This window comes from Roseiconus lacunae (assembly GCF_008312935.1).
Taxonomy (GTDB): domain Bacteria; phylum Planctomycetota; class Planctomycetia; order Pirellulales; family Pirellulaceae; genus Stieleria; species Stieleria lacunae.
Genome location: NZ_VSZO01000014.1, coordinates 148168 through 161881, shown reverse-complemented (window position 1 = coordinate 161881; position 13714 = coordinate 148168). Strand labels below are relative to the sequence as shown.

The window sequence follows — 13714 nt, the reverse complement described above, 5'->3', positions numbered from 1 at the left end:
CAAAACGAAGCATCGTCGTGACGCAACGTCCGTTTGAAACGCGACTATGAATGCCGCTTTCTAATGTTGTTGTCGTGGCTGCTGAAAAACGGATCGACCAGATCAGAACGCAATGACCGTCCTTGATTCAGATTGCTTCGGGCCGATTGCTGGTTGCGACCATCCATTCCGGTACGTTGTCCGCCGTGGGAACGTGTACCGGAATCCGAACGCGATCCTGATTCTGGCCCTGTTCCCAAATGCCGGCGTTGCCCTCGCTTGTCTGAGTCATCGTCGTTGTCATCATCGATCGTGAAATTAACCTCTTGCAGATGAACGTCGCCGGATCGAACCGCAACGTTTTCGATGGCGATCGTCGTGGCAACGCCCTGAATGTCTGAAACTAGGTGGACTTCATATTCACCGGTTCGCAGTCCGTTCTGAACATCGAAAGTGTACTGACCTTCGGAATCGGTGGTCGTTTCTGCGACAATGTCCCCATCGCTAACCAGTTGAATCACCTGTCCTTCGACTCTTTCGCTCGTGCCAGTGTGGGTTGTCTTTCGATGGTCGTTGGACATTCGCCGGTCGTCGCGACCGGCACCAGATTTAATCGTTTCAGCCGTGACGGTTCCGGAAATCGATGCAGTAAAAAAGAATACATCACTCTGAAGATCAGTCAGCTCAGTGTTTCGCTCCACAATGTCGGCTAGTGTGGTACTTTCGATTTCCGCTAGCGCCGATCCCGAAAACGTGTTCTGATACCAGAATCGATCGCCGTCACGAAGCCGTTCGAATTGATCACTGATGATGGCTTTGAATGTTTCACCAACGCTTCCGCCGTCGACATGGTCTTCGACGAGGCCGCCCACCCACAGATCGATATCGTCGACCGATCCGTAGAGTTGTTCTAGTTTGGCTTGAACATCCGGGTCCGACGTAATCTCGGCAAAACTTTCGACCGGATCCAGACCGTACGCGACGCGTGTCGAGTTGTAGTCCGACAACCCATGGTCCCTTCCTCGCTGGATGTTCAAACTTACCAAGTCAAATCCACCCGCTCCCGGAGGCCCGAAGAGAAAATTACGGACGCTGTCGACTACCTGAATGTCCAACTCCGATGACGGATCGGACGCGAGATACTTGATAATCGAATCGATGCCGTTCTCGGACACCGCTGCAGGGTTCGAAAATGCTTGACTGAGTGGAATTTCTTCGCCACTTTCGTTCCCATTATTGTCCAAAAACTCGACGTCATCGCCGAGTAAGCTATGCCCGAATCGGAACGCAGCGGTCGAAAACTCATTTGCGATCGTCGGATCCACAGAGGCGTCATATCCTCCGTATGGACCGACACCGCTTTCTCCCAAGACAGCCGGAAGCCATTCGTTGTAGGTGATCGCTTGCAACTGAGCGACCACGATCGCACGAGCGCGCTGATAGAGTTCTTCGTCCGATAGTGTTGAATCGGCTGCGGCAAGCTCCTCCGCCAATCGATTGTGCTCGCGGACAAAGAGCGTTTGGATGGCGGTCAGTTCAATATTCTCATTCGCCCGAACATCGCCCGCCGCGAACAACTCATCATCCGGAACAATTCCCGCGTCATTGTCCATCACCAGCGTTCCGTCGGGAAAGGTTTGATCATTGTTCACCGGCAACAAGTCGCCTTCACTCGTTTTCAATTGTCCGCCCGAGAGTGTTCTTAACGCGGTTGCGGTTGCGTCATCGGAACCATAAATCACCGAACCATCGATCCAGGTCGTGATCGCATTGATCTGTTGACGGGCCGAATCGATTCCGGTTTGAGAATCATAGATCGATCGAGTAAGTGAAATCGTCTCCGTTCCCGTCGCAAATGGATCAAAGTATTCATCGCCCAAAGGAACTTCGATATCAAACGATTCTTCGCCGGTAGGTGTGCGAGAAATATCGTGATCGATGAATTGGCCCCACACATAGACGAAAGCTGACAAGTCACGATCACTGATCAGTCCTTCGTCGGTCGCCAACACATTGCTAATTTCTCGAGCGCTGGGGCGCTCCGCACCGGCCGGCACCGAAACCCCGTCGGCGTAGTCATCAGCAGCGACGCGAATCAACGGGGTGCCGGCGATACCGAGTTCCGTCAATTCAAGATGGTTGCCTGAACCGTCGATTGATCGGTATTCATTGGGTAGGCCCTCAAGCAATGTTGCAATTGAGACTTCACGTTGATCGGCGGAGACTGACGTGCCAATCACTGCCGCAACTTCATTGTCGCTAAATTCATCGGATACGACATCGCCGTGAAAGAGATTGGCCGCTAGAAGCTGGCGATTTTCCAATGTCTCCGACTTTAACCGTCGCCGAGCCCCTTTCGACTTGCGTCTCTTCCTAGGAGACCGAGTTGCCTTGCCAAGGAACAGCTGACCGCCGTTTGTCCATCGTCTGAATCGGTTTTGCATCGTGTTCTCCGGGGAGAGAAGGTGAGGAGCAAGCAACCCAACTCAAAACTGCTCAAACGCGGTTGGGCCTATCCCAGAAGTACGATTCGCACTCGTGACTGTCACGCTCGGGATCATCGATCGCCAACGCGATGTTGCCCATTTCCGAACCAGTCTGCTAATGTCTCGCAATCGGATTGGTGAATCGACGGCAGTCGCAATATCAGTCAGTTCGTCGTGCATGACACGTGTGAGATTCGCACCTTACGCGTTCCTTATCGGAAACACATTCGCCCCGGGTTTCTCCGCCCCAATTTCGATCTCGACACGCGACGCCGAGTCGATTGCGACACGAAGAACGCCGCGAAGCTTACCGTCCTCGTGCGGCGGCACGGGGGAAGCGGTTGGCGGCGGCCTGATTGAAACCGCGTTGCCATTGCCTCGCTTGAATCATCTCGTTCGCCGCATCCTCCTCCGCCTGGGCACCTCGCCGGGCTTGCAAGCCGTTCTGCTGACCACCGCCTTGGTTGCGCATCTGCTGCCTTAAGGCCAACAAGGCATTTTGCAATTCGGCCAGTCCGAGCTCACCGCTACCGTCGGCATCAAAGTTGGTGAGCATCATTGCGGCGAGTTGCTCGACCGACGGCATGTTCTGGTTGGCGTTCTGATTACCCGCATTGAGATTAGCTTGATTGCCGAACGGATTGACTGCTTGGTTTTGCAATCCCTGCAATCCGACGTTGTTGTTAAAGTTTCCTCGATTGATGCCCGGAGGTGGCCCCGCTGGTCGGCCGCCACCGCCGCGTTGGGCGGCAACGTCATTTGTAGACAGAAGTGCGATGCAAACGACGGCAAGAGAGAGAGACGAGGATTTCATTGGTTTGCCTTTTTGTGGAAAAGAGAGTGGAATTCACGAAGGGTTTCTGCGTGCGAAGTCGGCCGAAACACTGGCCTGGTGCCGCGAAAAGAAGGGTGGATAAAACTCAGAATAGATCGCTGCCGAAAACGGAATCGACGGCCGCGATGCGATCGTTGTCTCGGTCACGTCCGGAGTGACGACCGCTACGATCGTTGTCGGTAATCTTGTCACGGTTGTTGCCGTCATCGAAGGCAACGGTAAATTCGGATGCGACGCTCGCGGCAATCGCTTGGCCGACTTCTTGTCCGACGGTATCGTCAAAATCAAAGTGAATCCCAAGGTAGATCCTGCTACGACCGTTTTCCTGCATCGCTTCGCTAAAGGAACTGAACGATCGCGTCGCATCATCAAGATCGAGTCCGTACGCTTCCTGGAGTTCTGGATCTGCGAGCAGAATTTCGAGTTCCTGCGAGGTCACTTCGAAGGCGATTTCGTCGGTTCCATAAAACTCTTGCAACGTCCCAAACAGCGCAGCACCGAAGGTGGCATGACCAGAGATGTAGGTTGGGAACTGAGGCGTGAATCCGATTTCGTCATCGCCGCCGTCGGGTGCCCCGAGTGCGACCCAGTCCGCATCACCTTCGGTCAGTTCGTTGCCGTCGGCATCGCCAGCTTGAATCGCCGTGACGGGTCTCCAAAATTGTTCGGTAAACTTGGTGTCCCATGCGACGACGCCGGCGTCCGCCATCGCGACAGAGGCCTGTGCGAACAAAGCGGCGTTTTCTTCCAGCGTGTTATCCTGTTCAATCGCAACGGTTTGCAGGATATCGTTGAACAATGCAATTGGAGTTCCGAGTCCTACACGATCATAAGCCCAGAAGATTCCAATCTCGGTTTGTTCAGGCGTTCGCACATCGCTATCGGCGGCGCCCAATTCCAACACTTCGTTGTATGATTGGGCATACTGTTCGCTGTCGAGCCCGGGAGTCGGTTCGGGTAAAAAATCGCCGCTGTCGTCAATCGCAAACGTATCAACCTCACCCCAAGCCGGTCCCCACACGGGCACGTCCGGGGTGAGCGGATCGGGTTGAAAGTAGCCGACTTCATCCGTGTAGGTGTACTCGGCGGCGGCATCGAAACCATCCTCGGCGCGGAGGGCTAAGATCTCGTTCGCGACTGCGGTTCCCAATGCGACGCTATCGGAGACATTGCCGTTTTCGGCCGCCCCCGATAGGTTCGACTGCAATGCCATGTCGAGCGAGGCTTGTTGATCAGGATACAACGAACTGAGCACCGTGTACGCCGCCTGCGCCGCGGCAACGTCTGTGTCAAGCGATTCGGCGCCCGTGAAATCTATCGCGTAGTCGTAGAACGTCTCCGCGCTGGCGCCCGCGGTCGCTATCGCAACGGTGTCGTAGATGGCGAGATTCAGAATGGCTTGGGAACGCGAGGCGTAACCGGGGTTTTGATTCTCTGTGCTATCGGCGAGGATTTCGCCAAACACATCGTTCCACTCCAAGACGACATCCGTCTCTTCGTCAGAAACATCGTCGGTCTCCGACTCGACGTTTTCATCGGCAGGTTTCTCATCGGCCTGGTTCTCATCGGCAGGCCTTTCAACAACCGGGCGATTCCCATCGCGATCGCGGTGAAGCCGGTTGATCACCATCAAGGCATCCATCGCGGAGCTTCGGCCATCGTCATTGACGTCGGTTCGGCGACCTCGCATGGCGTCCAGATCGGTGTCACCATCGCTCCGTTCGCTGCCTTGTTCCTGAAGGCTCAATTGATTAATAACCGTCAACGCGTCGATGGCGGAAACGACACCGTCTTCGTTGACGTCTTCCGGCATCGACTCATTATGAAAAATATTGGCGGCCAACAATTGCCTCTTATCAAGCGTTTCAGCTCGCAAGCAGCGACGCGTGACAGGCTTTCGGCGTATGCGTTTGACGTTTTCAGAGCGACGCATCCACTCAAGTAGATAACGCAACATCAGGTAACCTCGCGACAAGAAAAGTGAGGGAAATCCGAAAAGGGGAGTCACTTCTCAAGTACGGATTACTCTGGCCTATGTCACGACTCCATCCAATCGATTGGATCGATCCAGGCGTCGAGTTTGCCGCCGAGACGTCACCTGTTTCTGAAACTCTGCGTTCTTACTTCGTTGCCGGGCAGATAGCGCGACACCGGTAACGATCAGTCCAAGCGTCGGATAAACGAGGTTTGAAAGACGAATCTGCGTTGACCGGTAAAGCGGCTGGACCTTCGACTCAGTTAACTTGGCCAGCGTGGTCATGACCGTATCGATGGCCTGCTGAGAGACAGGGACAGCGATCGGTGAAGTCGCAGATAACGTGAACAGGTCAACCGAACGAGAAAGCATGACCGCCCCTTCGAGTTGAACATCAACGACGGTTTCGTCCGGAACCGAATTCGTTTCCGGCATGGCAAAATGATCAATCTCAATCATCCCGCCGGATCCAACCCACCAGTTTGGCAAGGCCAGATCGTGGTATCGAGCAACATCCTTGGACGGCGTTTCGGCGACTTCGTTTAGTCGCGGCAGTAGGTCACGGTCGAATTGCCATGACCGACTTGCAAGGTCAGCGGAGAGAGTCAACGGCTGCCCCAGAAACGGCGACAACCGGATCGCGGCATCAGTTTCGCTATGATCGACTTCCGTTAGGACCTGAGCGTGGGAAACGCCATCGGGAACAACGGTACCGGACACTTGAGGAAGGGGCGTGTTCGACTGTTTCGTGGACAGGTTGTCAGAGACGAGATCGGCAACCTGATCGGTGCCTGCCGTCGCATCACGTTGCTCCGAATGCTCAAGTGAAGAGAACACTGCGTCGACCACCGGCGCACGCGTGCCAGTATTGCTGACCGGTATTGTTGTCGATTCGGGCAACGCATTCGGTTGGACTTGTGAAACAAGATCGACGTTTGGTGTTGTTTGCCCTGTCCGACTTGCCGTGCGGACCTTTTCTTCGGCCGGTCGCGGAAGACGGTCGGCAGCCGGACCCTCGACCGATTGCCCAGTCTCGAATCCCGTGGGAATCACATTCGACAGTCCACCGGCAAGCAACGATCGCTTTTCGAGCTGTTCCAATCCCAAGCGTCGGTGAGAAGTAGAGGATGATGCTTGATTCATGTCCGACCGTCCAACTGTTCTAGATTTTCACAATGTCGTCGCATCAGATTCGCGAAGTAAGCGTTGCCCGGAGCAAGCCTGATTGCTTCTCGTTGGTGCGTGATCGCTTCTTCGTAGAGCCGAATGGCGGATCGCCGATCGCCGGTTCGTTGTTTGATAAATCCGAGATTGTTCAACACGCTGGCGAACATACTTTGAACGTCAGCTGAGCCGGCGTAGTCCTGCGTAAGATCGCGTCCCTGCTCGACGGCTCGCGTCAGCGTTGCGACGGCTTGCTCGATCCGATGATCGGCAGCGAGTGCCATACCGAGATGATTCAAACTGATAACGTGGTCACGACGATAGACCGCATGATCGGGCCATCGGGTTCGCAAATCGCGATTGATGGCGATGGCTTGCCGCAGCGTCGCGACCGCATCGCGGGGCATGTCGGCATGTGTTTGTGCCTTAGCAAGCGAGTGGAGTGTCACAACAACACGCGTTGCCAGTTTTGGATCGTGCGAATCAGCTTCGAGTCGAGCAAGCTGATGGGCGAGCGACTGGCGAGCAAGCTGAGCCGCAAATCTTGGTTCATGATTGGCGAGTAGGCCGGCAAGGTTTGACTGAATCGTCGACCTCAAGTCGGACGCGGTGTCCACCTGTTTGAGCGATTCAATCGCTCGCGTGTAAGTCACCTTTGCGGCTTCGACATTGCCCGTTCGCCCTAACAATCCGCCAAGATTATTCAGCGTCTTCGCCAATTCGTGGTCAGCGTTCGCCATCCCATGTCGGCTCAACCGTCGCTGATTTTCGATCGCTTCGTTGAACCACGTCACGGCCGAATCGGCATCACCGGAAACGGCGAGTCCTTCGGCCAGATTGTTTTGGCTGATCGACCATGAAAGAATTATCGCATCATCGTCGACAAAATCCTTGGCGAGTGATTGATATGCCCGCTCGGACGCCATCAGTGAACCAAGGGCCAAGTCATGTCGTCCCATTTCGGATTGCAACAGACCTATCTTTCCCAACGTGATCGCCATGTCTTCTTGGCGGCGACGGCCGGAAAGACCATCGATCACTGGTGCGTCGGCGATCCGCTTGTAGTAGTCCAGTGTTTCTCCGAGCAAGCGAAGCCGGACGGCGTCAGCGGCGGGAATGTCTGTAAGAAGTTCGGCGACTTGACTGCCAAGCCGGTCGATCGCCTCGCGGGCCATCCTTTCGTTCTTGAGCGATTGGGCCGCGTGCGCCACCGTTTTTTGTTTCTCGGCAGTCAGCTTGGTGATCGCGATGGCCGAACCGATCACGGTCATCAAACCGATCAACGCGAGTGTTGCCACGGTCGCGCGATACTTGTTGGCAATCTGAATGACTCGATCGACAATCGATGGTGGTCGCGCGACAGTGTGCTCACCGGCCAAGACGCGGCGCAGGTCGGAAGCGAAGTCTTTGGCCGTTTCATATCGCCCGTCACGTTTCGCAGACATCGCTTTGCGTATGACCGTTTCCAAATCACGCGGTAGATTTGGTCGTCGTTTCCGTAAGGGCTTGAGCGAGTCCTCATGGTGCGACTGTAAAATGGTCGGAGCGTCGGTGCCGGGATGGGCGGGTTGCCCGGTCAACAATTCGTACAACGTCGCGGCCAACGAATAGATGTCGCTTCGGCCATCGACGACAGCCGTGTTCCCGCTGGCTTGTTCGGGACTCATGTACCGCAATGTACCTAAGATGTCACCGGACCGCGTGACCGCATCATCGGTTTGGATTCGCGCCAGGCCAAAGTCGGTGATCCAGACATGCCCGGAATCGTCCAACAATAGGTTCGATGGCTTGATGTCCCGGTGCACGATGCCCAACTCATGAGCCTCGCCCAACCCGTCAGCTACATCCGCGGCAATCGCGACGGCCTGACGCCAATCCAACGCCGTTCCATCGGTTGCCGAGACTTCTGGCCGAAGGTTACGGTCGGACGCACAACAGAATTCATCAAGTGATTTGCCGCGGATGTACTGCATCGCATAATAATGCACGCCACGTTCGCAGCCGATGGCGAAGACGGGCACGATATGGGGGTGCTGCAAACTGGCCGTCGCCTCTGCTTCGTGTTGAAAACGAGTTAAACGGCGGGTGTCGAGAACGGACGCGGGCGGTAGCACTTTCACCGCAACGGTTCGGTGCAACGATCGCTGTGTCGCACGATAGACGACGCCCATCCCACCACGACCAATCTCCTCGTGCAGATCGAACGCTCCGAGAGGTCGCGGTTCGGCGAACGTGTCTGACGAAGAATTCTCCGAACCTTGCGTCCTGACTGGCCGAATGCCTCGACGACTTTCGCCACCAACGTCATCACCGAGGGCCATGTGATGCAGATGTTCCAATCCATCGACACACGACTTTAAAGCCTCACGCAGTTCAGGACGTGATCGGGTCAGCGACTCGACCGTCGGTGGGACACCGGACTCAAGGGCTTCAAGATATTGCTCCAGCAGAATGCCCAAGTCGGCCTTTTGTGCCGCGGTCAGATTCCGCATCGCAAGCGGTTCGTCGTCGCTCGAATCAGGCGATGACGGCAGGGCTGTGAAGCGTGACGACGTCATTGGGCTGCCTCTGGACCGAGTTCGCAAACTTCCTTGAACTTGGCGATCGCTCGCAGCCAAAGCATCCGAGCCGCCCCCGATTTGATCTCCATTCGCACGGCGATCTCGTCGAAAGTCAGACTTTGCAAATTGCGGTAAATGATGACTTCGCGATAACGCGGTTTTAGTTTTGCCAGTTCATCGGCGAGTTTCCTTGCGATTTCTTGCTTCATCACGACCTGACTTGGTGTCGGGTCCGGATCAACGGCCAGACGCGAAAGCCGATCGAAACTGTCATCTAAATCGTTGGCGAAATTGTCCAATGCCATTTCGCGACGGACGTCACGCTTCCTCGCATGAACGTGCTTCTCGATCGCATGACGAAGGCTGTTGCAAAGAATCTGCCGCAGCCAAGCGACCAGTTCACCTTCGCTGTTGCCACGAAATTGGCCGAAGTCGCTGTGGGCGGCTAGCATCGTTTCTTGGACCAAATCGGAGGTACCTATCCGCCGTCGTAAGCGATTGTCCATCTGGGTGGTCGCCAAGACAGCCAGGTAATTCCGGTAAAGTTCCAACAACTCTCCGAGCGATTCGCCTCCAAGTTGGCGAGCCGCTCCGATCAAGTGTTCTGTCGTTGCGGGCGAATCAGACGCGCGGTTGGAAGTTGCGACCATTGATCAAATCCTGAGCTGGTTTGGAGGAGCGAGCTTGCCCCTGTCCTTTAATGCGTCGTCAACGCAACAAGGTGCCAAAAATTAGCGCGGATGCCACCGAGAGTCCGAATCGTTCGTCAGTCCCACCGTCGCCCCCTCTTCCTGTCTGGCACATGCGTCACCGTTTGACTCGCTTACAGCAGAAGCCACCAAAGTGACCTTCTGGATCGCGACGACGTAGCAGCCCTTTCGATCCACGAAGCAATCGCTGCCGCTCCTCCGAACTTTTCACGTGTCGCAATCAAATCTCAACACGCGGTTTTTGCCCGGGGGCTTGCAAGAATCGTCTGCCGGTCACGTCATCGAAGTCGGGAAACGCTTCCCTGCCATGAAAGGACGACAAAAGCGGTCCCGTGTCACGAACCGGAAACGATCGTCAGCCTGCCGATGACAAATTTCGCTCGGGAGTTCGCCGCGGTCCCGGTTTAGATTTTGCAGGCAAGATGTCGTGACCTGGCTGAATTAGCACGTTGAGCAAGCAATATGAATAAGCCTGGTGCCCTAACCGATCACCTCGCCGCCTGGTGAGAATCAGCGATCACGGTTTCGCGAACGCGTTGCCGCGCCCGCGAGTGTCGCGACCTGTTTCATTAGAAATTGACGTCGCAGGTGATCTTCACCTGCCTCAATTGTAGGGTGTCGATGACTTGGTCATCTGCCAATGCATTGGTGATCACGACCAGCCAATCCTCCTTGGTGCACCAGCCTTTGACCAGCAATTGCCCGAGTGCGTTCTGAATGGTGACTTCAGGATTTTCGTCGAAATCAATCAGGAAAGGCTCGACTCCCCAGGGAAGCATGAGCTGATGGAACGTTGATTCCACATCGGTGAACGCATAGATCGGCACGTTCTGGGCCCGCATTGCACCGAGCACGTATGCCAAGAACCCACTGCGTGTGAACACGACAACTCCGGAACGCCCAAGTTCCTTCGCCAATTTGACACTCGAACGCAGCATCTTTGATTTCGGTGCGTGAAGCTCGATCCGGTGATTGATCTGCCCATCGACGGAGGGTTCGATGCTATGGCAGATATTTTTGAGCACTTCAACCGATTCCAGCGGATATGCACCGGTCGTCGTTTCTCCGGAAAGCATGATCGCATCCGCCTGCTCGCGGATCGCATTGGAAACATCCGAGATTTCGGCCCGCGTCGGCATCGGTGACGTGACCATCGATTCGAGCAAGTGCGTCGCAACGATGACCGGCTTGCCATGGGCTTGGCAGGTCTGGATCAATTGAGTCTGCACGAGCGGCAGTTTGTGGTATTCAATTTCGATTCCCAAGTCGCCCCGGGCAACCATCACCGCATCGGTTTCGATGATGATCTCGTCCATGTTACGAACGCCCGCCTGGTCTTCAATCTTGGCGATGATTCGAGCGGAGCAATCGATCGACTTGAGATAGTCGCGTAGCGTTCGAATGTCGGCGGCTTGGCGAACAAAGGAGAGCGCGACGAAATCGAGCCCCGCCTCGACACCGGCCAACAAGTCTCGCTCATCTTTCTTCGTCAAAGCCGGCAAGTTGATCAGCGTACCCGGCAAGTTAATGTGCCGACGCGATCCCAGCGGGCCCGGGGTCTGGATTTCCAGCAAGATGGTGGTGTCAGTTTTCGAGAGCACCTGCGTTCGAATCAGTCCACTATCAATCAAGACGGTCGTGCCGACACGAACGTCCTTTGGCAGATCTGGGTAATTCACGCTGACTCGGTGAACGCCGTCGTCCTTGGCATCAAAGGAAGTCGTGTGCAACTCCAGTCGATCACCGACCTTTAGCTCCACCGTTGCATCGACCGGCCCGGTGCGGACTTCGGGACCTTTGACGTCCATCATCACCGCGACATGCCGGCCGATCTTGGCGGAGACGGCTCGAATCCGAGAGATAATTTCGACAACCCACTCGCATGTCCCGTGGGCCATGTTGAGCCGAAAAATATCGACACCGGCGCGGATCAATTCGGCAACCTTCTCTTCCGATTCGGTAGCCGGACCGATGGTCGCGATGATTTTCGTGTGGCGATAGCTTCGAGATGCTTCTTGCATTGGGTTTCCTGAGGAGCGAGCGGCGGGGCCAACCAGGCCGACCACCAATTTTGCGTCTCCAGGGACGATAGCAAGTTGATTGTTTGTTAGGTCGCTGATCATTCCACTACCGCTCTCAGTGGCGCACCATTCTCTCGTTCGGAAAACCCGCCGTTCGGATTCACCCTGTTTGGACTCTCTGCCGGAAACCGGTCAAGCGACACACCGAAAGACAACATTATCGGCCACGTCCGGCGGCACCTGACCACCACAACATGACTTTTCCGTTAGCCTGTCGCCAAATTTGCTGTTCGCCTGTCCGGGGCCGTTGATTGCCGGCGCTCGCCTTGCTTTGTATCGGCAAGCCCGCGCTGATAGACCGAAACAACCAGCCCACCGGTCGTCAATAAAAAGATCTGAACCATGGGGATGATCGTCATGTTATGAAACATGGCATTGGGAAAGTATGCCGCCAAGGTCGCGAGACTGAACAACCCCAAACGTCTTGCCTGCAACGGCAATCCACCGTTGCGAGCGAGCTGCCAACCGTAGACTCCCATCATGGCGACGATCGCCAAATAAAGCCCCAAACCTATCAATCCAGAGTCCACGACGAACCCCAAGAAAACGTTGTGATGGCTATAGGCCCGGACACGTTCGAGCGGCATCCCGAGTTCGCGGATGGTGTGATAGCGATCATGACGCTGTAAGTACTGACCGTAACCGTGTCCTGTCAGCGGCTTGTCTTTGAACATCTCCCACGCCACCGCAGCCAACAGCGGACGCAACTCGACGCTTTTCGCCGCTTCGGCGGCCGAGAGTGCCTTGTCGCGTTTGATTGACATGATTTGATCCTTCAGCCCCATCGTCATCGCGACCGCCAATAGAACTGCCGCCCCGAGGCCGATCACTCGCAACCATCGAGGGCTGAACATGAAACCGACGGTGGCAACGGCGCCGGCGATCCCCAGCCAGCAGCTCCGTGTCAATGTCGCATAGCACCCCACAAATAGAATCACCCCGATCGCCATGTACAACGCTTTGGTTTGGCGATCCGAGTTGACGAAGCATGCCGACACGGCGGCCATCGCAATTGCGATGATCAAACCATTTCCTGCCGGGTTCAGCAGTGGCCCCCGACCACGCCCGAGAAACATCCAAACCTCAGGATCCAAGATGTGCTTGGGATACACCAACGCATGAAATCCCTTGACCTCGCATACCGCGGTGATCGAAAGGTAAATCCCGAGCAGGATGATCCCGCGCATTAATAACTTAAAGTCGGCTGACGAAAACGGCGTGATTCGTGCCAGCCCATAAACGATCGAGGGCACCAGGATATAGAACAGCCACCGCGCCGTCGGATCCACAATCGTCTCCTCGATGGTTCCGCCTCGGCTACTCCAGTACAGATAAACGGTCAGCCCAGCAACGCAAACGTCGACTCGGTTGAGAGCAGGAATGGTGATCGCGCCGGTCCACCAATGAAACGCTGCCACACCGATGGTGATTGCCAGCAGCAGTCGATCAAAACTGATTTGAACCGGGCCATCAAACGCAAAAAAAGGCGGCCCAAAGATGGTTCCTATCCACAACAATGCCAAGACAAGATGAATCAACTGGACGTACCGTGCCAGCGGAATGCACCAAACGAAAAAGGCGAGTAGAAATAGAACGGTGAGCAACGACATGGGTATGCAGCAGTCAATGATGCGTGCCCCTTGGCTGCCGGCCGCGATCCAGTGAACGACGTCGCACCACATAGAGTAGCGGCAAGCCTAACACCGACAGTCAATCCAGGACAAACGCCGGATTCTTGCAAACATAGGTGCCGAACAGGACCGCTGCAGTGAAACCCTCGCTAGTAACGGCAAACTGACGGCCGACAAAATCAATACGACCGAATCATTCGTCGCCAGCCGATTTGGCGGGAGCGCGGAAGAGCCTGCGTTCTTGAGTGCTTCACTCCAGCCCCTAGTTCAAGTTCAGAATTAGCCAAATGGC

The 13714-nt window shown here is 55.5% G+C and carries 8 protein-coding genes; all 8 read right to left on the bottom strand.

Annotated features, from left to right (window positions below; all coding sequences use genetic code 11):
- Positions 1 to 44: 44 nt before the first annotated feature.
- Positions 45 to 2423: a peroxidase family protein gene (locus tag FYC48_RS18910; RefSeq protein WP_149498355.1), complete on the bottom strand. Its 2379-nt coding sequence runs from the start codon at positions 2421 to 2423 to the stop codon at positions 45 to 47.
- A gap of 349 nt (positions 2424 to 2772) precedes the next feature.
- A complete protein-coding gene (locus FYC48_RS18905; protein WP_149498354.1) occupies positions 2773 to 3279 on the bottom strand; it encodes a hypothetical protein in 507 nt (168 codons plus the stop codon).
- A gap of 106 nt (positions 3280 to 3385) precedes the next feature.
- Positions 3386 to 5233 (bottom strand): dockerin type I domain-containing protein, encoded by a 1848-nt coding sequence (locus FYC48_RS18900; protein ID WP_390622149.1) that lies wholly within the window; start codon positions 5231 to 5233, stop codon positions 3386 to 3388.
- 99 nt (positions 5234 to 5332) lie between these two features.
- Positions 5333 to 6418, bottom strand: a complete 1086-nt coding sequence (locus tag FYC48_RS18895) for a hypothetical protein (protein ID WP_149498352.1) — start codon at positions 6416 to 6418, stop codon at positions 5333 to 5335.
- Positions 6415 to 8997, bottom strand: coding sequence for a serine/threonine-protein kinase (locus FYC48_RS18890; protein ID WP_149498351.1), 2583 nt, complete (start codon positions 8995 to 8997; stop codon positions 6415 to 6417). The genes FYC48_RS18895 and FYC48_RS18890 overlap by 4 nt, the downstream gene beginning before the upstream one ends.
- Positions 8994 to 9650, bottom strand: a complete 657-nt coding sequence (locus FYC48_RS18885) for a sigma-70 family RNA polymerase sigma factor (RefSeq protein ID WP_149498350.1) — start codon at positions 9648 to 9650, stop codon at positions 8994 to 8996. Before FYC48_RS18885 ends, FYC48_RS18890 begins: the two co-directional genes overlap by 4 nt.
- Positions 9651 to 10279: 629 nt before the next feature.
- Positions 10280 to 11731, bottom strand: a complete 1452-nt coding sequence (gene pyk, locus FYC48_RS18880) for a pyruvate kinase (RefSeq protein WP_149498349.1) — start codon at positions 11729 to 11731, stop codon at positions 10280 to 10282.
- A 266-nt stretch (positions 11732 to 11997) separates the two neighbouring features.
- Positions 11998 to 13401 (bottom strand): O-antigen ligase family protein, encoded by a 1404-nt coding sequence (locus FYC48_RS18875; RefSeq protein WP_160149620.1) that lies wholly within the window; start codon positions 13399 to 13401, stop codon positions 11998 to 12000.
- Positions 13402 to 13714 lie beyond the last annotated feature (313 nt).